At 65.7% G+C, this 24265-nt stretch carries 20 protein-coding genes; 12 read left to right on the forward strand and 8 right to left on the reverse strand.

Annotated features, from left to right (window positions below; genetic code table 11):
• Nucleotides 1-571: 571 nt before the first annotated feature.
• Nucleotides 572-2956 carry a DEAD/DEAH box helicase gene (locus PZB75_RS00005; RefSeq protein WP_275533183.1) on the forward strand — a complete coding sequence of 795 codons (2385 nt, stop codon included), beginning with the start codon at nucleotides 572-574 and terminating at the stop codon, nucleotides 2954-2956.
• Nucleotides 2957-3017: 61 nt separating this feature from the next.
• Here PZB75_RS00005 and PZB75_RS00010 read toward each other — a convergent pair whose 3' ends face one another.
• On the reverse strand, nucleotides 3018-4484 hold the full coding sequence (locus PZB75_RS00010; protein WP_275533184.1) for a serine/threonine-protein kinase: 1467 nt from the start codon (nucleotides 4482-4484) through the stop codon (nucleotides 3018-3020).
• Nucleotides 4485-5717: 1233 nt separating this feature from the next.
• Here PZB75_RS00010 and PZB75_RS00015 point away from each other — a divergent pair.
• Nucleotides 5718-6152 carry a hypothetical protein gene (locus PZB75_RS00015; RefSeq protein ID WP_275533185.1) on the forward strand — a complete coding sequence of 145 codons (435 nt, stop codon included), beginning with the start codon at nucleotides 5718-5720 and terminating at the stop codon, nucleotides 6150-6152.
• A gap of 4390 nt (nucleotides 6153-10542) precedes the next feature.
• The gene (locus PZB75_RS00025) at nucleotides 10543-10851 is read left to right on the forward strand and encodes a hypothetical protein (protein ID WP_275533186.1); all 309 of its coding nucleotides are present in this window, start codon (nucleotides 10543-10545) and stop codon (nucleotides 10849-10851) included.
• Nucleotides 10852-10958: 107 nt separating this feature from the next.
• Here PZB75_RS00025 and PZB75_RS00030 read toward each other — a convergent pair whose 3' ends face one another.
• Nucleotides 10959-11129, reverse strand: a complete 171-nt coding sequence (locus PZB75_RS00030) for a hypothetical protein (RefSeq protein ID WP_275533187.1) — start codon at nucleotides 11127-11129, stop codon at nucleotides 10959-10961.
• Nucleotides 11130-11293: 164 nt separating this feature from the next.
• Here PZB75_RS00030 and PZB75_RS00035 point away from each other — a divergent pair, with 164 nt between their 5' ends.
• From PZB75_RS00035 to PZB75_RS00055, 5 genes are all read left to right on the forward strand, one after another.
• Nucleotides 11294-11758: a helix-turn-helix transcriptional regulator gene (locus tag PZB75_RS00035; RefSeq protein ID WP_275533188.1), complete on the forward strand. Its 465-nt coding sequence runs from the start codon at nucleotides 11294-11296 to the stop codon at nucleotides 11756-11758.
• Nucleotides 11715-12863 (forward strand): NACHT domain-containing protein, encoded by a 1149-nt coding sequence (locus PZB75_RS00040; RefSeq protein WP_275533189.1) that lies wholly within the window; start codon nucleotides 11715-11717, stop codon nucleotides 12861-12863. The genes PZB75_RS00035 and PZB75_RS00040 overlap by 44 nt, the downstream gene beginning before the upstream one ends.
• Nucleotides 12864-12897: 34 nt before the next feature.
• On the forward strand, nucleotides 12898-13986 hold the full coding sequence (locus tag PZB75_RS00045) for an IS630 family transposase (RefSeq protein ID WP_275533190.1): 1089 nt from the start codon (nucleotides 12898-12900) through the stop codon (nucleotides 13984-13986).
• 44 nt (nucleotides 13987-14030) lie between these two features.
• Nucleotides 14031-15332, forward strand: coding sequence for a hypothetical protein (locus tag PZB75_RS00050; protein WP_275533191.1), 1302 nt, complete (start codon nucleotides 14031-14033; stop codon nucleotides 15330-15332).
• Nucleotides 15333-15743: 411 nt separating this feature from the next.
• Nucleotides 15744-16667 carry a hypothetical protein gene (locus PZB75_RS00055; protein ID WP_275533192.1) on the forward strand — a complete coding sequence of 308 codons (924 nt, stop codon included), beginning with the start codon at nucleotides 15744-15746 and terminating at the stop codon, nucleotides 16665-16667.
• 124 nt (nucleotides 16668-16791) lie between these two features.
• Here the strand turns inward: PZB75_RS00055 and PZB75_RS00060 are convergent, their stop codons facing one another.
• Nucleotides 16792-17355, reverse strand: a complete 564-nt coding sequence (locus PZB75_RS00060; protein ID WP_275533193.1) for an AAA family ATPase — start codon at nucleotides 17353-17355, stop codon at nucleotides 16792-16794.
• Between the two features lie 250 nt (nucleotides 17356-17605).
• On the opposite strand from PZB75_RS00060, the gene PZB75_RS00065 reads away from it, so the two are divergent.
• On the forward strand, nucleotides 17606-17833 hold the full coding sequence (locus tag PZB75_RS00065; protein ID WP_275533194.1) for a hypothetical protein: 228 nt from the start codon (nucleotides 17606-17608) through the stop codon (nucleotides 17831-17833).
• 48 nt (nucleotides 17834-17881) lie between these two features.
• On the opposite strand, the gene PZB75_RS00070 is transcribed toward PZB75_RS00065, so the two are convergent.
• Entirely contained in the window at nucleotides 17882-18058 is a 177-nt protein-coding gene (locus PZB75_RS00070) for a hypothetical protein (protein ID WP_275533195.1), read from the reverse strand.
• A 94-nt stretch (nucleotides 18059-18152) separates the two neighbouring features.
• Here PZB75_RS00070 and PZB75_RS00075 point away from each other — a divergent pair, with 94 nt between their 5' ends.
• Nucleotides 18153-19109, forward strand: coding sequence for a hypothetical protein (locus PZB75_RS00075; protein WP_275533196.1), 957 nt, complete (start codon nucleotides 18153-18155; stop codon nucleotides 19107-19109).
• 79 nt (nucleotides 19110-19188) lie between these two features.
• On the opposite strand, the gene PZB75_RS00080 is transcribed toward PZB75_RS00075, so the two are convergent.
• Complete coding sequence (locus PZB75_RS00080; RefSeq protein ID WP_275533197.1) at nucleotides 19189-20178, reverse strand: DUF4238 domain-containing protein; 990 nt, start codon at nucleotides 20176-20178, stop codon at nucleotides 19189-19191.
• 328 nt (nucleotides 20179-20506) lie between these two features.
• Here PZB75_RS00080 and PZB75_RS00085 point away from each other — a divergent pair, with 328 nt between their 5' ends.
• Both PZB75_RS00085 and PZB75_RS00090 read left to right on the forward strand, forming a co-directional pair.
• Nucleotides 20507-21487: a hypothetical protein gene (locus tag PZB75_RS00085; protein WP_275533198.1), complete on the forward strand. Its 981-nt coding sequence runs from the start codon at nucleotides 20507-20509 to the stop codon at nucleotides 21485-21487.
• A gap of 70 nt (nucleotides 21488-21557) precedes the next feature.
• A complete protein-coding gene (locus PZB75_RS00090) occupies nucleotides 21558-22283 on the forward strand; it encodes a DUF4145 domain-containing protein (RefSeq protein ID WP_275533199.1) in 726 nt (241 codons plus the stop codon).
• Nucleotides 22284-22357: 74 nt separating this feature from the next.
• Here the strand turns inward: PZB75_RS00090 and PZB75_RS00095 are convergent, their stop codons facing one another.
• From PZB75_RS00095 to PZB75_RS00105, 3 genes are all read right to left on the reverse strand, one after another.
• Complete coding sequence (locus tag PZB75_RS00095; RefSeq protein ID WP_275533200.1) at nucleotides 22358-22840, reverse strand: hypothetical protein; 483 nt, start codon at nucleotides 22838-22840, stop codon at nucleotides 22358-22360.
• Between the two features lie 25 nt (nucleotides 22841-22865).
• A complete protein-coding gene (locus tag PZB75_RS00100) occupies nucleotides 22866-23147 on the reverse strand; it encodes a hypothetical protein (RefSeq protein WP_275533201.1) in 282 nt (93 codons plus the stop codon).
• Nucleotides 23148-23326: 179 nt separating this feature from the next.
• Nucleotides 23327-23950, reverse strand: a complete 624-nt coding sequence (locus tag PZB75_RS00105) for a hypothetical protein (RefSeq protein ID WP_275533202.1) — start codon at nucleotides 23948-23950, stop codon at nucleotides 23327-23329.
• Between the last annotated feature and the right edge of the window lie 315 nt (nucleotides 23951-24265).

The raw sequence follows: 24265 nt of genomic DNA on the forward strand, positions 1-24265 counted from the left end.
CCCGCGGAGCGGGATATGACCCGGCAAGCCGGGTCATAGTGAATGAATTGCGCAAGCGCAATTCATATTCCCGCGTAAACGCGGGAATGGAATTCCGTGAACGGAATTCCGGGAGGGAATGCAATTCGCGCAAGCGCTCATTGCGGGCATCCGCGCAAGCGCGGTCGCCTGGGCTGGCAGCAAGGGGAGGTGCATCACGCTCGGGCCTGTGTAGGGCTTGGGGTTCCTGGCCACCACCCCTGCAACGGATGTGACGGGCCGTCGGGTTGTACGGGTGCCGGCCTTGCTGCAGTGACGGGTTTCGCTGCGCTCCACCCTGACCCCTCCCTCACTCTCAGACCCGCCCGGTGACGCTCATCAATGCCCCATCAGCATACAGGACAACCGGCCGCATCGGGTCGAGATTCGGTCATGTATCACCCTGGGGGTGAAAGTTGGCGTGCGGGTGATGCATCACGGACCACGCCTGTGTAGTGTTTGGGTCTACACACCACAACCCCGGACCAACCATTGCGCCCGGGACCTTCCATTCTTATTGCGCGCGGCATTCCGCGAAAAGGAGACCACGGGAATGGCTAGGAAACTGTTTCCTCACCAGATCGAGGCTGTTGCGAACATTGTGCGCGGTCTCGATGTTCCACTGGATGGCATTCCTGTCAATGGCCTGCGCGGACAGGTGCATGCCGCGTGCGGGACGGGAAAGACCACCATTGCCGCGGTGTCGGCAAAGCGGATTGTGCCCAAGGGGCGCATTCTGGTCCTGGTGCCGACGCTGGACCTTCTGACTCAGACGGTCCGTGAATGGCATGAGGCTGGGCACACGGGGCCGGCGGTTGCGGTGTGCAGCCTCACCGATGACCCGGAGCTGTGGAACCTCAAGGTGCGCTCCACCACGAACCCCGTGCAGCTGGCGCTGTGGCACAGCACGGGGCCTGTGACCGTCTACGCCACCTACGCGTCCCTGGGTGTCCTGGCGAAGGCGTTCGAGGGTGCCTACGGGCAGCAGCTGGCCCCGATGGACCTGACGGTGGTCGATGAGGCCCACAGGACAAGTGGCTCGATGGGCAAGGCCTGGGCCGACGTCCACGACCAGGACGTCATCCCCTCCTACCGGCGGCTGTATCTGACGGCCACGCCGCGGATCTGGGAGGAGCGGCCGAACCGTGAGGTCGCGGAGGGGGTGCGTGACCCGCTGCCGCGCGAGATGGCGGCCTCCATGGACGACGAGAAGGTCTTCGGGCCGGTCCTCTACAAGCTCTCGCTGGCATCGGCCGTGTCGCGGAAGCTGCTTGCGCGGTACCAGATCATCGTCCTGGAGCTCCAGGACCCGGTCGTCACCCCGGAGCGGCTGATGAGCGAGGAGCGGCACAGCGAGAGGGTGCGCGGTGAGCGCCTGGGGGCGCTGCAGGCGGCGTTGCTGCACACGATGGCGGAGCACCACCTCCAGACGTGCATCACCTTCCACCATCGGACGATAGAGGCGCAGGCGTTCGCGGAGGGCCTGGAGCGTGTCGCCAAGCGGCTGCACGCTGACCGGCCCGAGAAGTACCCGGCGCGCATCTGGGCGGACTGGCTGTGCGGTGAGCACGTCCCCGAGCGTCGGCGGGGGGTTCTGGGCGAGTTCGGGTCCACGGCGCTGCGGGCTGTCCTGTGCAACTGCCGGGTGCTGGGTGAGGGCGTCGACATCCGGGCTGTGGACTCGGTGGCCTTCCTGGACCCCAAGGGCGCTCCGCACGACATCGTCCAGGCGATCGGCCGGGCGCTGCGTCAAAAGCCCGGACAAGGGAAAGTCGCCTCTTTGATCGTGCCGGTATTCCTCCAGCCCGGAGAGGAGCCGGAAGACATGTTCACCTCCGGATCGTATCGGCCTTTGGTGAAGGTATTGGAGGGTCTGCGCGCTCACGACGAAGAGGCAATCGAATTGCTTGCGATTCCGCAGGAGCCTCAGAAGGACGTCGTGCAGCCGTCCGAGTACATCGGTTCGCCGCCCGAGGAAGGTGAGGACGAATCCCGTCTCTTGCTGCGTTTTGCGGCTCCGCGTGACCCGGTGATGGTCGCGGACTGGATTTCCTTCAACGTCATCGACACCGAGCGCCAGGACTGGGCGCGCGGCTGGTCGGCGCTCAAGACGTTCACGGAGCGTGAGCTTCACGCCCGAGTTCCCTATGGGTACAAAGAGGGCGCGTTTCCCCTGGGGACCTTTGTCGCAGAACAGCGAAGGGCCTACGGGGCGGGGCAGATGACCGGCAGGCGCGCGCAGCGGCTGGAGAAGCTGGGCATGGTCTGGAACCCGGCCGATGAGCGGTTCCAGGAGAACCTTGAGGCCGCCAAGGCGTACTACGCGGACCATTGGACCCTCTGCGCTCCGAGGTCCGCCGCTGCTCTGGACAGGCCGGTAGGGCAGTGGCTGAGCAATCTGCGGCGCCCCGGTGCGCTGGAGGGCCACCCTGAGTGGAAGACCGCGCTGGAGGCCGTGGACACGCACTGGAATCCCGCGTGGCCGCCGGAGTGGCAGCGGCACTACGCCGCGCTGCGGGAGCTGCTGACGGACGAGGACGACCGCTCCGAGGTCTTGCCCGGCTTCACCGTCCACGGCATGGACGTGGGCAAGTGGCTGGCGAAGCAGCGTCAGCACACGGTCTGGGAGGGACTGATAGACGGGCAGCGCGACCTCCTGGAAGCGGTCGGCATCGTGCCGCTGCCCCCGGAGCAGACGAAGCCCACTAAGGCCCCCAAGGCGGCCATGAGCGCCTTCGAGAAGGGCGTAGCGGCCCTGGAGCAGTACAAGGCCCGGGAAGGCTCTGTGAAGGTCCCCAGGGCCCACGTAGAGACGTTGCCGGATGGGTCGGAGGTCAAGCTCGGAGTGTTCCTCAGCAACAGCAAGAGCCGCCGGGCCAAGCTGACCGCCGACAAGCTCGCCGCGCTGGCCGACCTCGGACTCGACTGGGCTGCCTAGCCACGAGAACCTCAGGAGCCCGCCCTCAGCGAGTGGGGCGGGCTCCTGGGTACTCAGCTCGTCACTTCCTCCACGACCCTTGCGGCTCCCGCTCAGGCATACGGCGGGGGTGTCCCAGCTCCCCGCTGGCCGCCTTGGCGAGCCAACTGGTCCACCGGTCGATGAACTCGTCCAGATCCCCGACCGAGAGGGGCGTGAAGGGCCAGGCCACCTGGTGCATGGCCATGCTCGGGCCGACCGCCGCGCGAGCCTCATGGTTGGGATTGAGGGAGAACGGGTCGATCTTCGACGTCACGTTGCGCAGCGGCATGTGCATGAAGGCCGTCTCGAACCACTGGTAACGCTCGGCCGCCTGGGCGTCCGCGTACCAGAGGGAGTGGCTCCGCCCCCCATAGCCCAGCCGGTTTTGCGGGATCGTGAGTCTGATGGTCGCGTGGGCGATCACGTCGAACGGCGCCATCGATTTACCGTGCCAGGCACTGGGGTTGGTCTCCTGGGCGCTGCTGAAGGTCAGATCGGCTTCGGCCACGCGGAGCGTCCAGCCTGCCGGGGCCCTGCGCACCTCGGCCGTGGAGACGATGTTCGTGATCATTGTCAGGAGCTGGTCGGAGATTAGGCTGAGTGATGTGCGGGCGGCGTCCAGGAGGTCCCGGCGCCGCTCGGCTTCGGTGGCTTCTGCTGACGCCTGGCGGTCGGCTTCGGAGCGGCGTGCGGCTTCGGCCCGGTTCGCCTCTGCCAGTGCGGCCAGCCCGCCTGCCAGAGATGCAGTGGGGATGCGGCTCAGTCGCTCTAGTACGTTGCCAGCCGCGGGGCGGCCCTGGGGAGCGCGGAAAAGGCATTCGGTGATCAGCGCAGCCAGCAGGGCGGGTGCGGTGGTGAGCGGCGGTGGAGTGCCGTGGAGGTGCTGGTCCTGGTAGTCGTGCTCGTACGGCCCGGTGAAGGGCGTGATGCCCTCCAGGAGCTCGTAGGCGAGGACGCCCAAGGCGTAGATGTCGCTGGCGCTCGTGGCCCGTAGGTTCTTCCAGCGCTCCGGGGCCATGTAGGCAAGGGTGCCGGCGAACTTATAGGTCTGCTGGGCAGTGGTCGCTTCGGCGTAGCGGGCGATGCCGAAGTCGGCCAGGCACCAGCGGCCGTTGAGAAGCAGGACGTTCTCAGGCTTGAGGTCGCGGTGGACGACCTGGCCGTCAAGGTCGGTCAGGGTCTCGGCGATGTCCGTAAGCACGCGCACGGCCTCGGCCAGGGCGAGAGGCCCGTGCTGCTGCAGGTGTGCCCGCAGGGACTTCTCCGCCCGGGGCATGACGAGTACCCAGTGGTCTTCGTGCTCACCGTTGTCAAGGATCGGCACGATGTTGCGTACGCCATCGAGTTCGGTGAACAGCATTTCCCGTTCTGCGCCAGGCCGCTTCGGGACCATCTTCACTGCGGCGGGCAAGCCGTTGACATCCTGCGCTGCGTAGACGGCGCCGAAGCCGCCTCGCTCCCCGATGGGCTCGCCAACGACCCATTCACGGGCCAGTTTCAATCTCATGAGCACGCGCCTCGCCATCTTCGACCGCTCTGTCTGAATCATCATGCCGGAGCACTCCGACACCCGATCCGCGTTCACTCAAGCGGGCATGCTGAGGAGGGCGTGCCCCTGCCGGCTGCATGACGGTCTGGAGCATTTCGATGAGGCCGTCCCCGCCGCGGAACCTCAGCATGCTGTCGCGCGCGAGTCCGTGGGGCAGCGGGAAGCTGTAAGTGCCAGCTCCGTTGACGGGATGGAGTTAATGGTTCGCCCCTAGCTCAGCTCCGACACCGCGCCACTTGTCACCCTGCTGGACGACCTCGAGTTGTGTGGGGCCCGCAGGTCCACCTCAGCAGGTGAGCAGCCGGGAACGAGCAGCGGGGCCGAGCAGGGTGATCCGGTTCGGCCCCGCTGCTGTGTGGTCAGCCGAAGTCGAGCGTGTCCGGGGGCGGCGCCGACGGAGGCGGCGTCGGGGGCGTGTGGCCCCGCTGGGCGGCCTCCCAGCGCGTGATCAGCTTTTCCTTCCAGCCCTTCACTGGAGGCCAGGGGATGCCCCATTCGGCGAGCGTGGCACGCGTCCAGGCACCCTTTTCTGTGCGGGCTTTTCTGTGCGGGCGGCGTGGATCTCCTCAGGGGATGGCAGTACAGGCATGCGGGATCAACGAACGGCAGGGCGCAGGTGTCACCCACCAGCGCCGACTTCGCCCCCGGTGCCAGCGGTATCGCGTTCTGCGGAGGCTACACGCGCTCAAGTGCGACGCCGAGGTCTGGAAGCGGCGGCATCGCACTGGTGCGCTAAGAGCCCCTGGGACCTTGGGCGTTTCCGTTGCTGGTTCCGTGGCAGCCTGGAAGTACCAGGTTGAGTGGTCCAGCAACATGCAGATACCCGGCAGGGGGCGGGCGCGATTCCTGCCGCGAAGGTTTTACCCCGCTTGGAGCATGCTGCTGTACAGGCGAGGGCGTAAATCGTCGGGGGATGATCAGGATCAGGTGCGCCGGATCCGCGAGGATGCCCTGGATGCAGCACGGCGATGAAGAAACGGCCAAGGGGCGAGGCTGGTCAGGGCCGTGGCGCCAACTACGACCTGTCCGGCTTCATGGAGTCGATCAGGCAGATCTCGGCCTGGCAAGACAAGATGCTGGAGCCCGCTCGCCGCCACATCCGACAGATGCAGTCCAGCCGCCGGAACATCGAAAGTGTATGGGATTTTTCAACATGGCCTACCAGGCCGCACCGAACGCCCAGCGCCATTAATGGGCGAGATCGCCGAGCCCATACCGGCACTGCAGAGCGATCTGAGGGACATCTACGATCGGCACTGCCGCAGCAACGACGTCGTACTTGGCGTGTCGCTTCCCCGCACGCTACATGACCAACTGGCGGCGACAGTGATTTTCTTCCTGCCCGCGACCTGCTCAGCCTGGGAGCTGATGACCTCTTCACGATTCTGGAGATGGGTGAGGACGACGGGCTGTCCCAGGCATGGGCAATTCCCGGGCCGAGATCGTCAAAGCCCTGAAGTCTTCCGCGAGCGCCAAGAGCGTTGGGCGACCCTCGGCGAACGCCGCGACGACGTTTTCGACGACGTCGACGCCAGCCTCCAGAGCGTCACCCATCCCGAAGTAAACGGTTTCGGCGCCGGCCTGCATCCCGGCGTCGACACGCACCGCGCGGGCCTGCTTCGATGAGTTTTTCCTTGCTCGGGCGGCAACGTGCTCGAGACCGCGACAGCGAAGCGCCGCGTCGCCAAGACCCTGCGTTCTTCCCTGGGTGATTTTTCCGCCTGAAGGCCGGACACCACGGCACCATCGGCAGTGCCCGGGCGACGCGGACGATTGGGGCGCACCTACCCTGCGGCAGTTCAGGCACTCCCGCCTGCTCAGGCCGGCAGGGTGGCGAATACCCCTTCAGGCCCTGTGCCACCCAGGACACCTTCAACCGCCACCTCCGGGCACACCAGGCTTCGCCCGACGCCTACCGTCTGATTTTCGTTCTGACGGCAATCCTCCTCGCCCACGCCTTGCTGCGTGCGCTGGACCAGACCCTCGATCGCCCCGACGAAGAAGAAGACGAGGCGTAGCTGCTTTGAGTCTCCGGGCGCGGACGCAATCGTTCTCAGGGGGCGCCTGACCCATCGGGCTTGTTGCTTGCCGCGGCGGCCAAGATTTGCTACCAGGAAAGCGGCCCGCCGGGGGTGGAGCGCCAATACTTCGCGGGCGCGGTTCTGGGTACAGCGGGCCGTTTCTTCGATCGGTGCGGAGAGGCGGCCGTCGGCTTCGCGGAGGACGATTTCGCCGAGGGGGCCGGGGCGCCGTTTTCAAGCAGGGCGGCGGTGTGGCGTCGGACGTCGGCGGTGGGAGCGCTGGCGGGGCCTGGCTGCTGGAGCACGATCTGTTCGTAGTCGCATGGGAGGTCTCGGTTCTTCCACGCGAGACGGCGGTGATGAGCGCTTCGTACGGTGCGCGGTCCAGAGGGAGGCCGGCGAAGACTTAGCACGAGGGTCAATGAACTCGGTGGTTTTTTTCAGCACGGTCTCGCCAGGAGCGGAGCCCCGGTGCTGCGTCAAAAGCGGCGAGGGTGGTGGGGCACAAGGCAGCGGCGGGCCGCGGTCGCGGGGCGTGCCAACCAGGGCAGGCCAGCCGACAACAGCGTCCTCCAAGACCTGGCGCATGCTCGCAGTTTTTTGTGCGGCACTGGCACACACCGGAGGTAAGAAAATTTGAGAACATCCGTGTCGATGGATCGGCGATCACATTTCGCCAAAACGGCACCCCCCCCCCCCCCCCCCCCCCCCCCCCCCCCCCCCCCCCCCCCCCCCCTTTTTTTTTTTTTTTTTTTTTTTTTTTTTTTTTTTTTTTTTTTTTTTTTTTTTTTTTTTTTTTTTTTTTTTTTTTTTTTTTTTTTTTTTTTTTTTTTCCAGTGGGGCAGCAGGCACCGAGCGCCAGCGGGTGCTGGACGAAAGTAATCATGCTCAAAAAGTTGCCTCAGACTGCCTGAAGCAGCACCCCACAGGCCCTTGACCGGCAAATGATGTCGCGCGCAGAGTGGTAGGTTCACTCTGCACCCCAGGGGGTCTTGCTCGTTCGGTTTTTTTATCTCCAGGTCTCGTCGCCGAATCAGCCGTGCTGCTCGAGCTGACCGCGCTCGATACTCCACTTCGAGGAGCGAGGCTTGGCGGCCTTGTCCGGCTGGCGACAGGGCGCGTTGCACTTTTCTGGGCCATGGTCGACTTCGGGCTTCGGGGTGGAGTGGTCGGCTGCCTGCCTCGACTCCCGGAGCCGAGGAATGGCCAGGCGAATGGGCAGAAGACCACCTCCACCAGCACAGGGCGAACTTCGCGCCCTGAGCGGCCGAACGGTTTCCTCGATCGTCGGCCGGGGGCCTAGGGAAGTCTGCAGAACTCAACCGGCCTGCTGATGGATCGTGAGCATGCTCATCACCTCGAGGTTCGGCGCTCACTCCCAGAACATCCGCGACGCGCTCAGCAGCGCCTACCTCGCAGCCGAGGATGTCCTCGGTGCGCAGGACATCAGCACCGACCACCTGGCCCCTGACCCACCGGGGGGGGGCGAAGGCCGCTTCGGACAGACTGCGGCACCAGATAAGCGACTTTGACATCAGCCAACTGACCCAGACCTGGCGCTGGCGAGGTGGCCCTTCGGCATGGGGGGCACCCTTGCTGGAGCGACGGGGAGCGCCCCAGTCCTCGTTCTCACAGCACCTCGAGCTCGCTGAGCGCGTCGCCGATCTCGGCGCCGCCGTGGAGGCCTTCGACGATCGAAACCGCCACCGAGTTCGGCCAGGAGGTTCTGCGGGGATGGCGATTCCAGCTTCGTCAGCCATAACCCAGAAAAGCTCGAGGGTACCGACCTGGATTTCATCCTCGACCCGCGTCCCGACACCAGCGTCCGGCGAATTTTCAATTGCACCGCCGTGGACGAACTCGATGGATTCTGGGCGACGGAAAAGCAACATGGCCGCTGGCGTCGGCCAAACACAGCGCCCAAACTTCATGACTGGCCACGGAACGGCCCATCGCCTTACAACTCGCGCGGAGCGGCGACGTGCCCGCATTGAGCGGGCCTCGAACGTCCAGGAGGACTGCACTGTGGGACCGTCCTCGACTCGCCTTGGCCGGTACGGTACCTGATTTCGGACGACGAAATCATCGACCGGGCTGTGCACATTCAGGCGTTGCTGAACCGGGAGGTACACCCGCTGACCCGTGACACCGGTCAGCACACCTGCGTCAGAGCCGCCGGCTTGAAAGTCACCAAGATCCCCACGAAGGACCCGGAACGGGAGCTGGACATGGTCGGCTTGGGCCGGCCCGCGAACGGTACACACGCAAAGCGCCGCGAACGCCTGGCCGCCGGAGGAAGGAGGGCCGCGAGAGCTTAGAGCGGCGTCTACTGCTGGGCTGGAACCGCGTACTCCTCCAAAGCGCTGCGAGGCCTTGTCCCAGGGCGCGGAGCTTTATTGGGGCACCATGGTAGATGGTCGCATTGGCCGCGCCGTTGGGCGTGACGATTCCAAGGTTGGAGGGGCGCACCTGCCCGGCCGTGCCCAGTGCCCTGTCCGCGGTTGCTGAGTTCCGCTGCACCGACGGCAACCGAGGCCACGCCGACCGAGGATCTTCTTGACCGCGTCGGTGCCATCTGGGCCGGGAGCTGCATGGACGAGGCGCCAAGATGGAGGGCCTTGCGCTCGGCCTCGCCGACGAGGAAGGCACCCTTCGGTGTACTCATCGAAGGCAATCTCCGCCCTTGGAGCACGGTCTTCGCGGTTGCCTCGATCAGCTGGTCCGCGCTCCGATCGCGGCGGCTGGATCGTCTGCGATGGTGCGGCCGACCTGTTCAAGCCCCGCGAGGATGCCCGACGGGTCGGTCAGCTCCTCCAGGTGCCCCGTGGAGACCGATCGGCGTGAGCCATGAAGATCCGTCCACGTCCGTCGACGCTCAGCTGTCGCTGCTCCAGTTCGAGCGCGACTTCCAGCCAGCTACTCTCCCAGCCGCTCTGTCGCGTAGCAGCGGATGGGAAGTCCTCCAAGCACGAGAAGAGGACGGCGATGGACCTGGGCGTAGTCCGTCCAGTCGACTGCAGCGGCGTACGTCTCGAAGGTGGATGCGGCGCACGCTGGTGTCGTCGTAGTTCAGTTCGTCCTCGGGAACGAGGGCGAAATTGTGGTTCTGCCAAGCTCGGCCACGAGGCGCACTGTCATGTCGGTCGCCAGCGACCGGAACTGGTTTCGGGTAGCGCGGCTGACCAGGTCTCTGCGGTACGACGACATGTTCAGACGATATGGCGGACCACTGACCTTGGAGGCGGAATTTCGCCGGCTCATGCCCCGTCTCTCCGTCGATTCCTGGGAGGTGGCCAGTCCCGCGGCGGCTGTTGCACGAGCGGCAGAGCGTGCGCAGGTTCTCCATACCGTGTCGGCCGCCTGCCGATTGGTGCTGTATGTGATCGATGCTGAGATCGTCCTCGGAACCGCAGGCAAGACACCGGAAGCCGTCGCGCCCGAGCACAGCTATTCGCGTTGTCCGACGGGGTCGTCGCGGAAGGACCTCATGAGCGCAGCAGCCGCAGATGAACGCCGGGACGAAGGACGGGTCGTCATATGCACGCGGATCGGCGTAGTATTCGTTGGGATCGTCCGGCACCTCATGGCATCCGCAGGTGCATCCGGGGAGGCCGTACGTAGCTGGTGTACGTGTCCTTGTCACTCACTGCGCCAGCCCAGAGGGACCTTGGAGCGGAGCATCGCGGCCCTGGCGCAGGACCGGGTGAAAGCGGCGGAGACGGAGCCAGGCATCGTGCTGTGCGCCTGTCTGCAGCCGTTCCAGGAGCGCCGCCCGTCCGCCTGGCACGATGCGCAGCATGAACCTCATGCGCCGGAGCTGAGCCGTCAGGCTTTGGCCGCCCGCGGCTTTCGTGGCTTCGTGCCTTTCCGTGACCTGCCCGTCAGCGATGTGCCCGCCGGGCACGGGGTCTATGTAGTGATCCGCATGGCCGTCGCTCCCCCGGCGTTCCTCTCCTCCAGCTCGGCCGGACATCTGGAAGGGTCGCAACCCGTCCGTGGCCCCCTGCAAGCTCGCCGATGCCTGGGTGGACGGGGCGACGGTCGTCTATGTGGGCAAGGCTGGAGGCCGCAACGGGTTGCGCCAGCGGCTGACCGCGTATCGCCGGCACGGAACCGGTCAGCGAGCCGGGCACTGGGGCGGCCGCTACATCTGGCAACTGGCCGATTCGGACACGCTGGTCGTGGCTTGGCGGCCGACGCCGCACGCGAGTAAGGCGGAGCAGGCCCTTCTCGACGAGTTCAAGATCATCTACCACGGTGCACTGCTCTTCGCCAACCTCAGGAACAGCACCTGCAACAGGTAACGCCGGGGAAACTGGCTATGGGCCTCCCCGTCCCTCGCGACCGAGTCCGCCGTCGTGCCCGGCGCCGTGTGTGTGCATCTTGTCGCAGTGCAGCACTGCATCCGTCTTCATAGTGCTGCGAGGAGGAAGGTCAGCAGTGCCAGGGAGAGGGTGGCGCTGCCTGCGAAAGCCAGGGCACCCCGTAGCAGGGCGCCGGCGTAGGTGGCTCCCTCGATGCGGGCAAGCTTGCCGGCCGCTGCTCCTACAAGGGTGCAGAAGATCGCAACGACTGCGAGCAACAGGACCAGGAGCATCAGGTGGTGCTGGATGAGGTGTTCATGGCTTCTTCCCGGGACGCTTGACGAGGTGACACCGAGGAATTTCTCGGTTTCGGTGTTCGCCGGGGTTCGGGGTGAACAAAGATGAACGAAGGCGGTCGCCCTGCAGGACGGAGAAGCGGGACATGGGGGACGTGGACGAGGATCCGTTGGCGGAGCTCGCGTCTCGGCTGCGTACCCTCAGGGTGCAGCGTGGTTTGCAGATGGGTGGGTTGCAGCAGAGGACCGGGCTGGGGCGGACAACGGTCAGCCAGGCACTGAATGGTCAGGCGTTGCCTTCCGAGGCCACGCTGGTGGCCCTGGCCAAGGCGTTGGGTGCAGATGTGGAGCCTCTGCTGGCCTTACGTAACGCCGCCTCCCCCGTGCCGCAGGCACGCAGGAACTATCCGCAGCTGGTTAGGGCAACGCGGCTGAAGGCACAGCCTTCGTTCGAGGAGCGGTACCTCCGTTACGTGGCGGAGCGGCATTCCCAGCTGACGGTCGTGGGGCTGGATCTGAGTCGGCCGGAACGTGCGCGTTGGCCACTGGACGCGGCTTACCTTGAGCTTGGAACTGGCGGAGCGGCCGGAAGACTGGCTTGCGGGCAATGAGGAAGCCAACCGGCCGTCCGTCGTCGTGAAGCGTGCGGAGCACGCGTTGGCCAACTGCCGCCGAGTTCTTCTGCGAGGACTCGCGGGCAGCGGAAAGACAACACTGCTGCAGTGGCTGGCTGTCGCGACGGCACGCAATGAGCTGCCGGAGGAACTGGCGGACTGGCGGGGGCGCGTACCTTTCGTCCTGCCACTGCGGACGCTGGTGAGGCGTGGCCCGCTTCCTGAGCCGCACGATTTCCTGTCTGCGGTCGGCACCCCCTTGGCCGCATCACAGCCTGAGGGCTGGGCCGATGCTGTGCTCGACAGGGGGGAGGCACTCGTCCTGGTCGATGGCATCGACGAGGTTCCTCAAGAGCACCGCGGCGCCACGCGGGACTGGCTCGAGCAGCTTCTTGCGGCCTACAAGGACGCACGCGTCGTGGTCACCACACGTCCGTCCGCTGTCCCGGAAGGCTGGCTGGCCTCGTCGCACTTCACCGAACTGTCAGTGCGGCCCATGAGTGCGGCCGACACCGGAGTCTTCGTTCACCGGTGGCATACCGCAGCCCAGCACAGTTCTACGACCGAGACCGAGCGGGCACAGCTACATGATCTCGAGACAGCGCTCCAGGTCACCGTGCGTGCGCAGCGCGATCTGGCGCAGCTGTCCAGCACACCCTTGATGTGTGCCTTGATTTGCGCGCTGCACAGGGACCGCCGCGGTCATCTGCCTCACAGCCGCATGGAGTTGTACGAGGCAGCGCTGTCTATGCTGCTCGTGCGCCGCGACCTCGAGCGCAGCATCGATGACCCGGAAGGCATCCAGCTCACCGAACACCAGAGCGTCCAGCTACTGCAGCGTCTGGCTTACTGGCTCATCCGCAACCGCCAGACCGAGATGGAACGAGCCACTGCGCTGGCCCTGATCGGCGACGCGCTGCCAGCCATGCAGGCCGTGGCCGAACAGGGCACCCGCGACCAGGTTCTAACACACCTGGTCGGCCGCAGCGGGCTCCTGCGCCAGCCCACGGCGGACACCATCGACTTCGTCCACCGCACCTTCCAGGACTACCTCGGGGCCAAAGCCGCCATCGAAGCCCACGATTTCCCTCTAGTGTCCTGAGTCGTTAGTTCGCGTGCGGTTGTAGAGTGTGGCGATGCCTGGTCCGAAGCCGTTGCCGCTGGAGCTGTCCGATCACGAACGCAGGGTCCTGCGGGGCTGGTTGCGCAAGCAGACTGCGTCGCAGGCACTGGTTCTGCGGTCGAGGATCGTGCTGGCGTGCGCGGAGGACCGGTCGAACGCCCAGGTCGCGGACGACCTGGGTGTCTCGCGGGAGACGGTGCGTAAGTGGCGGTCCCGGTTCGTCGCGGACCGGCTGGAGGGCCTGGTGGACCGGCCGCGTTCGGGTGCACCGCGGAAGATCACGGACGAGCAGGTCGAAGCCATGGTCGCCAGGACGCTCGGCCAGAGCCCACCAACAGGCGATTCGCACTGGTCGACACGTTCGATGGCCCAGGCGCAGGGCATGTCGCAGTCGGCCGTCTCGCGGATCTGGCGGGCCTTCGGCCTCAAGCCCCACATCGTGGAGACGTGGAAGCTGTCGACCGATCCGCAGTTCGTGACCAAGGTCCGTGACGTGGTGGGCATTTACCTGTCGCCGCCGGAGAACGCGCTGGTCCTGGCGGTGGACGAGAAGTCGCAGATCCAGGCCCTGGACCGAACCCAGCCCGTCCTGCCGATGGCACCGGCCACGCCGGCGAAGATGACCCACGACTACGTCCGGCACGGCACGACCAGCCTGTTCGCCGCCCTCGACATCGCCTCCGGATCAGTCATCGCCCAGCACTACCGCCGCCACCGCCACCAGGAGTTCCTCCGCTTCCTGAAGGTCATCGACGCCGCCGTCCCCAAGGACCTCGAACTTCACCTGGTCCTGGACAACTACGCCACCCACAAGACCGAACCGGTCAAGAAGTGGCTGCTGCGGCATCCCCGCTTCCACCTGCACTTCACCCCCACCTCGGCGTCCTGGCTCAACCTCGTCGAACGCTGGTTCGCCGAGCTGACCTCCCGCAAACTCCGCCGCTCGGCCCACCGCAGCGTCATCGAACTCGAACGCGACATCCGCCGCTGGATCAACGAGTGGAACAAGAACCCCAAGCCGTTCGTCTGGACGAAGACCGCCGACGACATCCTCGACACACTCGCCGCATACTGCACACGAATTAACGACTCAGGACACTAGTCGTCAACAATGCCCATGACGACCAATGGGAAGACGTCGTACGCATGGCCGTCGCCCACGCCCGCCCCACCGAAAGCGCTGATCTGCTCCGCCGACTCATCGAACGCGGTGACGCCGAGACTGAGCACAGGAGCAGACTTCACCTCCTGGCGGCTGCCAGCCTGCAGTACGCCACAGAAATCGAACCCGCCGTCCGCAAACTGGTCGAACACCATGCGCGTGTTCTGATGCCGCCCCGCTCACCGGAAGAAGCGACAGGTCTTGCGGCGCTCGGACCGGGCATTCTGGACCTGCTACCGGGGCCTGAAGACCTGGAGTATGACGAAGTAGGCGCTGTCATCCAGACTGCCGCCACCATCGGAGGCGATCACGCCTACGCCTTCCTCAGCAACTTCACCCAGTCACTGAGTTCCGGACCAGTACCCTACGAACTCGTCAATGGCTGGGGCAACTTCGAATCGCTTCCCTATGCGCGGGAGATCCTACTCCCCGTCAAGGACCGCCTAACCCTTGTCGTAAATACCAATGACCAGCGCAACGCCTTGCAGGCGCTAAAACCCATCCTCGACGTCAACTTCGGAGAAGCTTTCGCCGACGAAGAAATAATCGAACACCTCTCTCCCGAACACACCCAGAGACTCCGAATCGACGCAGGCAGCTTGCTAGCTGATTTGCAATTTGTGCACCGTCTACCCGCCTTGAGAGAACTCACCCTGTCCGAGTGCAGCCAACTCACACACATTGAAGACCTCGCAGGACTACCACTGACATCTTTGAGCCTCCTCCGCTTTCCGGATGCAGTCTCTTTCGATGCTTTGGCTCTCCTTCCAGAACTCTCCGAGCTGTCTCTCTACACTCGATTGCCTTGGAACAGGCTTGAGGAGATGCCCGCACCACCGGGCTTAACCGAACTACGCCTAGTCCGCACGATCGACGCCTCACTAGAAGGCATCTCAAAGTGGCAACTTTTGGAAAAATTGGTCATCAACTCGGGACCGACCCCAGCGGAGTGGCGAGAAATCTCCTCGCTGCCAAAACTGACCGACCTTTTTATCTCCGAGTTTGATCTGGCACAGGCCACCCCGATGCTCAACGTGACACGCCTTCAGTTGTCAGTCACCGATACAGATACACAGATACACCTAATCCCGTATATTTTTCCTAACCTAAGAAGCGTACTCATCAATTGCTACAATTTCTTATCTAAGAATATTGACATCACTCCACTTAAGCAGATCGAGGATTTGAGCATATCCCTGCAGTACGCGAACAGCGTAATCGGCCTAGAAGAATTTGACACAGATGCTATTCAGCGGTATCCACGACCCCGAAAGACGGGCGCCTGATTTACCGCAGAACAAAAATAGGTCGCTATCGACTCTAAAGGCTGTCCCGTAACTCAACGCAGGCCTGGTTGGAGCTCCACTGAGGTGTCAGGTTGTCCGGTTCCGGACCGACTTGCCGCCTTCAGCGAAACCTCAAGCAATCGGCGCATACCGGGACACCGTTGAACGGAGCCAGCAGTTACGGGACAGCCTTTAACCGTAGCGAGGGCAGGCTCTTTCCCTACCGGCCTGGTGGTCGCGGGTAACGGGCCTGCTGCGGTGTCGCATGCAGAACAGTTCCTGTGTCTTCATGGTTATGGAGTACCGCAGACCTCCGTACCCTTGCCGCTGGCCTCCTTCGACAGGAAACTGGTCCGGCCTGTGTGCTGATTTCCCTGACCTGCTTGCTGCGGATTGGCACGATGAGCTGCGATGGACTTACAAGGGATCGCGCTGGTCGTCACCACCTCGGTAGCTGTCGTGGGGGTGCCGTGCACGCTACTGATCGGGCGCTGGCAGCTCCGTGCTGCCCTCCAGACTGCCGGTGCCACGCACCAGGCGGGTCTCCGCCAGGCGGAAACGGCCTACCAAGCCGCGCTGGACACGGTCCGAGCACAGTCGGACTCGGCTCACGACCAGTGGCTGCGCGGCGTACGCCGGGAAGCATGCTCGGTCTTCCTCCTCGCCATCGGGGAACTGGTCGGGATCCTGGACCAGGTCCTGGACAGCACGGGCGTACCGGACAGTCTGCGACCGGCCAACCGTGATCTCCAGCGGGCGCTGGCTGTCCTGGAGCTGGAGGGCGACGCGGAACTGGTGGGGGCCGCCCAGGAACTGGTGGCCTGTTGCGATGAGATCGCCGAAGCGGCGCTGAGCAGCAGCTTCGCTGCCCGCACCTGGCGTGCCCTCTATGCCAGGCAGGTGGAGGAGAGGAACGCTGTCACGCGGCGGGAGCAGTCGAGCACACCGGTCACCGATGCGGTCAACGCGCTGCTCGACCTCCAGGTCCGTCTCGCCGGCATGCGTGACGCCTATACGGCTGTGGAAGCGCCGCCCGGTGTCCGTCCGGGAACGATCAGCGCGCTCGGCCACTACGTACCCCGAGGTGGCCACCCGTTCGAATCCATCGGTGAGGCCTACGCCGCCGTGCGGCATGTGTACGAGACCGCGGTTCAGTTCCTGGAGAGGACCGACCTGCCACGCGAAGAGGCTGCTGTCTTGTTGCGCGATGCCGTCCACGAGGGCCGGGTCACCGTCCTCGACTACATGACGGGCCAGTCCACTCGCCTGACCGAGACCCGTAGGACGTTCCTTTCCGCAGCACGCCACGCGCTGGGAAACCACAGCAACGGGTGACAGTGCCAAGAGCCGGCGGACGCGCTGGGCTCCTGGTCGACACCCGTCGTGCACGGCCGCGCGGCACAGACTGGGTCGGGCCAGCCCCGTCACCGGTTCGGGTGGCGAGCAGCGGGTTGCGGGCTCAGCGGTCAATCGGGGCGATCTCGTCCAGCCCGCTCTCGTACAGGATCTGCGCGACGGTGTCCTCCAGGGAGCTGTCCGCCCCGATGACGGTCTCCAGGGCGCCGGGCAGCAGGTCTTTGGCCCGGTACCAGTCGCTGAGGTGATCGGGGGTGACCTGCTGGAGGTACGCGGCGTCCAGCTTCGTCGCGTGCCGTAGCACCGTCTCCGCGTACGGCACATCGAGGTAGTAGCAGCGTGAGACACCGCGGTGGGCGCGCACCAGGTCCTGCAGCATGGGGCCGTAGCGGTCGGCGTACAGGATGCCTTCGACGACTACGTGGAAGCCGTTGTCCAGGGCGTAGCGGGCGGTCAGGTCGATCAGCCCGATGTTGGCGCCGCCGGGCCGGTCGCGTTCACGGAGCACCATCCGGCGAAGGTTGTCCTGGCCCACGATGGCGAGGTTGCGGCCGAAACTCTCACGCAGGCTGGCCGCGACGGACGACTTGCCCGAGGCGCTGTTCCCACGGACCACGATCAGACGCGTGTCCTTGGTGCCCACGGTGTTATGCGCGGCCTCAGTCACGGAGGATCCCAGCCCCAGATCAACCGTTCGTCGTGTGTCGCCGTATCCCGATGAGCGGTGGGCACAGACGGGATTCTCAGCATCAGCAGCTACTCCCCCAGAACGCCCTCATGCTCGCAGCGTACGCAGCGAGCACGTTCGCCTCTACGGACGTCCACCCACGCATGGTGGTTGAGGGCAACGCGCAGCTTCTCGCGAACGCGGCACGTGGCGGGCCTGACGGGCGAGCCGCTCGCGTACGAGGCGATGCGTGCGCCGACGAACCGGATGCGGTACGACCGTGCGGCAGGCCGAGCAGGCGCAGCGTCCCGAGGAGGAACCGCAGAAGCTGTTCACCGAGGCGTGCCTGCACGGGCTGCGGGCGAAGCTGTGCGACGAAGTCGATTCGCTGGACAGCTACCTGCCGCCGCAGGTGGCCGCGATGGCCCGCAAGGTGGCCGAGGTGCTCGAAGTACCGGAGCTGGCGACGACGTCGTGATGTCGGAGCCGCGCTGTTGGTGAACAGCACGGCTCGGCGGTCGTCGGCTCAGGCGATGGCGTGGTCCACCAGGGCCCACATCCGAGACAGTTCACCGGTCGTGATGGCCGTGCCCGGGTCTTCCGCGAGGAGCCGTGCCGCCCCGGTGACCAGGGAGGCGACCGCCACGAGCCGGATCTGCTGGTCCGGGATGAGCCACAGCGCGCCCTGGACCGCACACGGCACGGCCGCCGGCGTGCTGCGGGTCTCCTCGTCGAAGCCGTTGCTCGTGGGCAGGATCGAGCCGCTCGGTGTCGGTAGCTGGCGCTACGGTCTAGGGATGACGACATCACCGTGGCAGCCGCTCTCCGCCCGCGAGGCCGGCCTACCCGTCGACCGGACAGTCCATGAAGGAGTTCCCGAGCACCTGGAACCGGGACTGCGGTCGTGGATCCGGGATTCGGTGGTGACGGAATCGCTTGTCCACCGCGTCATAGCCAGGCTGAAGTTGACCGCCGATGCTCATGTCTTCGACAACAGCCGCCTCCCGTCGAGCGCACGTGATCTGTCCAGGGTGTCGGCTGGCCTGCTTCTCGATGTCGTCGACTGTCTGCTCTACCTCGATATCGGCGAGGTCGCCCACCACGAGTACCTCGTCAAGCACCCGAACGCAGCCTCGCCCTTGGCGGCAATATTCTCCAAGCACGCGAAGTTCGTGGATCCGGTCAACACACTGGACGCACTGCTCGGCGATGCCGCCTCCGCCTACCAAGTGCGCGAGGCCGATGACGTCTCGCACGCCGGTCTGGAGCGGGTTGTCGACGCCACCGTCGCCGAGTCCGCCGTCATGGCCATGCAACACGCCGAATCGTCTGGCCGCGACGACGCCAGCTCGTATCTACGCAGTTCCTGGGCCAAGGCGTACGCACTGCACCCCGACGCAAGTGGCGCCTACGTCGATGCGGTGCGGGCAGTGGAAGATGTCGCGATCCCCCTGTACGCCAGCACCAAACCCCAGCCGACCCTCGGCACCGTCATCCGAGAACTGGACGACAACGAGGCCGCCTACTCGATGGTGATCCTTGACAACAAGGCGGTCCCAGCCAAGGTCGAAACGGTTCTCTCCCTCATGAGACTCCTCTGGCAAGGGCACCGCGACCGGCACCCCGGAGGACAGACCAGCGCGCCCATCACCCTGGAGGCCGCCCAGGCCGCCGTCCACATCGCCGTGCTCCTCGTTCAGCTCCTCAGTACTTCCGCGGTGACCAAGAACCTGCCACTGCCACCGCAACCGTGACAGCCGGCGGACTTCCTCCGGCCATCGCGCTACCCCTCTCCCGGCCAAGCACGGGAAGAAGGTGAAGCGGCTGGCAGGCTTAGCTCCTGGCACTCCGGATGCCCTGCTTTAGGTAACTGCGGACGATGGTGTCCAGGCCTCTGCGGGGCCGGAAGTAGACGCGCTGCTCCGCCGCCTCGATCTGAAGCCGGTTGAGGAAGCCAACCGTCTCCTCGGTGGCGATGCTCAGTCCGTAGCGGGGGGTCCGTCCGACCAAGAGATGCCTGGGACCGAAAGGCAACACGATGGAGGTGGAGTCGCCAATCGCTACGTTGAAGGCGGTTCTGGTTTCACTCTGCTGAATAGCCAGGGCCGGGGTGTCACCCAGGAGGAACTCCCCGGCGGCGGGCACCAGAATCTCCAACCCTGCATCGCTGATCATCTCTTTCGCTTTGGCGAAGGTGTCCTCGATCCGCGCCCGGAAGTCCGCACCGTTCTCAAAGTTCGCCAGGTGCGGGCTCAAGATCTCGTCCGCCGCGGCAGCCAGGCCCTGCGGTCCGGGAAGGTGAAGTCCGCTGCGTTGCAGTACCGCGAGGCGCAGCAGGTCGGACTGGTCGGTAAGCAGAGCGGTGCGCTGCTCGGTGTAGATCTTGGTGAAGATGCGCTGATGGACCTTGCGGTAGTTCAGCGAGCGGACCAGGTGCAGGGCGATCAGGTCCTTCAGGGTCTGCACATGCTGTTCATGCTGGAAGACGTCGCCTCGATCCACCGCGCGCGCGGCGTCGGGTATCCGTGTCTCGAGCTTGCCCCATAGCTGTTCCAGGGAGGCAGAGGCGAAGCGTGCGAAGTGCGGGACCTTGCCGCACTGGCGCGGACTCGCCATCTTGTGCAAACGGTCGGGGTGGTCAAGGTTGAAGGGCACGAGCTTGAGCCCATCGCTGCCGAACGGAGCGGCGAAGCGCTTCAGCAGGACTTGGGAGATCACGTGCTGCCCGACCACGTGGCGATCGGCCTCGGGTCGGAGTTTCTCGATCCGGGCATCGATCTTCTGCGCCGCCGCCAGCCACTGGGCGGGTGATCCCTCGTTCATCTGCCCAGTGTGCCAACCAGGTCCGACAAGCGGACGGATTTTCGGTCCGCCCTCAGTCCGGGTCTTCCCGTAGCCGGAGTTGGCTGCCGCGTGACGCCAGATACGCGGGATAGGGACAGCGTTCGTGGGCGCTGCGGGGAGCCCGAGCGCCGCCAGACATCGGCCGTGAGTCGAGCCGGAATCATTGACGCGAACAGTCCATGCGCCGCGCTCGCAGAAGGTGGTGGCCGCAGCGCGTCTTCGGATCGTAGTGTGCGACGGCCCCGTCGCGGTCGTTGCTTTCACCTACGCGCTGCCGTGGCGTGTGCTTGGTCTGCATGATGGCGGGATGAACTTGCCGTCCGGAGTGCCAGTGTTCAAACTGCGGGATGCCATCGCGGAGGCCTTGTGGGGTTACGTCAAGGCCAACCGACTCGCTGCGGTTTGTGAGTACCTGGGGCTCGCCCCGCAGGGCGCGGACGAGGATCCGTTCAACAGCAAGAGGGGCTACGTTCTGGCTCGGCTGGAGGACAAGTCGCTCCCGGATCTGATGGAGATAGCCCGTCGCGTGATCGAGGAGTACGGCGATGACGACCTGCAGCAGTTACTGGCTCAGCTGGGCCTGCAGGGCGTCTCCGGAGAGCTGAAGAACCTCATCTTCGCGGCCGACGGCCCCAAGCCGCAGATCGTCCTGCCGGACTCCATCAGCAACACCATCCGCATCGTCAAGAACGAGCAGTACTGCCTGGTGTACGACCAGCCGCTGGAGGGCCGCGGGCTGAGCTGGCAGGACTTGGTCACCTGGTGGGTTCGCCAGCACCCTGAGCACGCGGACGACCCGACGCAGGCGCGGATCTCTCTGCGGGACCGGCTGCGACGCTCCCTCGGGGACAACGGTGCTGAGCTCCTGGTGTTCGACACCTATGTCAAGCTCGGCTTTGACCTCCCCGCCCTTATCCCTCAGGTCTATCTCCACTACGACCCCTACAGCATGAGCGAGCTGGGCGGGGCCAGACGCCTTGCCCGCCAGCGCATGGATTTCTTGCTGCTGATGAACCATCGCACCCGCGCGGTCATCGAGATCGACGGCATCCAGCACTACGCCCGCCCTGCCGGCCGCGCCGCCGGGCAGCGGCCTGACACCGACTGGCTCCCTGACCCCGGGCGCTACGCGTCGATGGTGGCCGAGGACCGCGAGCTCACGCTCCAGGGCTACGAGGTCTACCGCATCGGCGGCCAGGAACTATGCGATGCAGCGGCTCCCGAGATGCTCACTGCCTTCTTCGAACGGCTCCTACGCCGCCACGACCACACCGACTCGTCAAGCTGACGGGCCGGTCTCGGTCTGCCTGCCATCGAAAGCCGGTGTGCGCAAGATGCGCGCTCACTACAGTGCTGTGATGACTGAGCAGGAGAAACTGACTTCACTTGAGCAGCGCAGAGCCGTATGCCCCTACGCGGAATGCGCCACTGGCACCGTGATGGACATGGTTGATCGGCGCATGATCGCTCCGGAGAGCCGTGATTACGCGTTTGACGAGTTCGGCAACGAGGGATCCCTGCCGGTCTTCCCCCTCTCCTCATGGACGCAGCAGGAATGCTGGGTGTGCCAGCTGTGCGGTCGCTCGATCCTGGAGGTCATCGAGTGCAAGCAGACCGGCTGGGGCAGGGAAGCTCGCATCGAAGAACTGACACGGTTGGTGCTGTGGCCCTCCCCCGCTCCTCGCGTGCTGCACCCAGATGTACCGGAGCGGATCCGCAGCGCGTACGAAGAAGCCTCACGGGCCGAGAACGCCGGTGCGGCCCGGCTCGCCGGCGTCGGGTACCGGTCAGCGGTAGAGGAGCTGTGCAAGGACCAGGGCGCCACCCACAACACCCTGCACGGAAAGATCCGGGAACTCGCGGCGAAAAACCTGCCTGGTGACATCATCACGGCTATGGACGAGACACGAGTCGTCGGCAACGACAGCGTGCACCAAGGCGTCGCCTACTCAGCCGAAGAACTGGCCGACATCGCAGAGCTGGTCGCCGAAGCCACGGTTCTCCTCTATGTCCAGCCCGCGCAGCGACGTCGCATGGCGGAATCCCGCAAAGAGCGTCACGAAACGGCCCAGCAGAACCCGTAGTTCCGCCTCCCAAAGAGGGCATGGACGAGGCAGGCATGGTTGGGGACGCGCAGCACCGCTGCCAGCCACCACGCTTATCCGATGGCGTGATCCAGCAGGGCCCACATCCGCGTCAGCTCGCCCGTCGTGATGGCTGTGCCCGGGTCTTCCGCGAGCAGCCGTACCGCCCCCAACACCAGGGAGGCCACCGCCACCAGCCGAATCTGCTGGTCCGGGGTGAGCCACCGTGCGTCCTGGACCGCGCACGGCACGAATACCAGCTTGCGGCGGGTTTCCCCGTCGAGGCCGCCCGCGCCGTCGACCATCACGCCGTCGGGTTCCATGCGGTCGCAGTCCTGCGGGTCCAAGGCTGCCGTCGCCTCCTCGATCGCTTCGGGCAGATCCTCAAGAAGCCAGGAGCCGACCGGGCCGGGAGTCGGCGCCTGGGGCAGGGAGCGGATCCATTCCGCCGCGCGGCGGCCGGCGGCCGCGGCCGCGGCGAGGGCTTCGTCCTCGCCGTCCCACGGCTCGTAGGGAACATCATCGGTGGGCCCGGCGGGCAGGTGCGAGATCGTCACGCCGGGCTAACCGACTTACTTCCTCTCAGGTCACCGCGCCCGCCGTCTCCTCCGGGCCGGGGTCGCGCAGCGGGTTGGGGTGGGAGCAGTCCCAGCACCGCACCGTTTCGGGGAGGTTCTCGAATCGTGTGCCGGAGACGCCGAAGGAGCCGTCGATGCGGAATCCTCCGCAGTTCTGGCACGGGGTGGCGTGGAAGGGCTTGTCGCAGCGGGAGCAGGTGCCTCCCGCGCTGGTGGGGTCAAGGCGGGTAACTCGGGTGTCTGCGCTGCCGCATCGCACGCAGAACACGTGCTGGGTCGTGTCCATGGTTCTGGTGTACATCAGGTTCGGCGGTTCGTTCCCCCTGCTCCGGTCCGGCCGTGTCGCAGGCGGTCGCGGAACGCGTGACGGCGGGGAGCTCCGCGGTTGTTGAACAGTGCGAGCCCGACCGGGCCCCGGGGGAGCCGTGGCGGTCCCCCGGGGCCCGCGGTGTGTCGGCCGTTCGGTCAGGCGGTGGGGTCGTCCGGGTCGGTGAGCCAGGTGACGACGTCGGCGTCGGTCATCCGGATCGCCTGCGTCTCCTCGGCCTCGCCGTGCTGGATGACGTGCAGGTGGCCCTGCTGGGGGTGGCGCTGCTTGGGGGCGGGGCCGGCGGCCGGGGCGAGGACCTGCCAGGTGTCGGCCGTGAACCGCGCCAGGATCACCGTGGCGAACAGCTCCCGGGCCGCGCCCCTGAGGACGGTGGCCTGGGGGCGTCCGTCGAAGATGACGTGGACGCGGGCCGCGCGCCCGACCCAGAGCGCTTCCTCGAGCGCGGCGATGGCCGGTGACGTCTTCGGGTCGTCCTTCTGCCGGAAGGTCTCCCAGTAGCGGGCGAGGCGGCTCAGCGTGGTGTTCGCTTCGTCGATGGCGACGATCAGGCGGGGCACGGTGTCCAGGTCACCGTCGAGGTCGAGGCGGCGCTCCAGCTCGGTGGCGAGGCCGAGGAGGGCGTCGTGGATGCCGGCGATGTTGCCCCGGTGGGTGACCGTGGGCAGTGCCTTCGCCCACAGGTGGGAGATCCGCTTGGTGTCCAGGACCAGGGCGTGGGCGCCCTGGTGGAGGAACTGGGCGGTCAGGGAGCGCAGCATGGTGGTGCTGCCGCCGCCGCTGGCGGTGCAGACCAGGACGTGCGGGGATTCGCCGTCCAGGTCGACGGCGATGGCCTGTCCGGTGGTGCTGATGCCGATGAGGGCGGTTTCCCTCGGGCATGGCCTCTATCTGCTCCCGCAGGTCGGGGTCGGCGAAGCTGAGCATCGTGAGGAGCGCGGTCTTCTTCATGGGGCGGTGTTCCTGTTCTGTGTGGTGCCGGGGAGAGCCGGGGGTTCTTCCGGGTCCGGGGGATCGTGTCGGTGAAAGCGGACAGGTTCGGATCGAGGGGCGGGTCAGATTTCTGACCCGCCGTG

Origin of the sequence: Streptomyces sp. AM 4-1-1, assembly GCF_029167625.1 — a bacterium.
GTDB lineage: Bacteria > Actinomycetota > Actinomycetes > Streptomycetales > Streptomycetaceae > Streptomyces.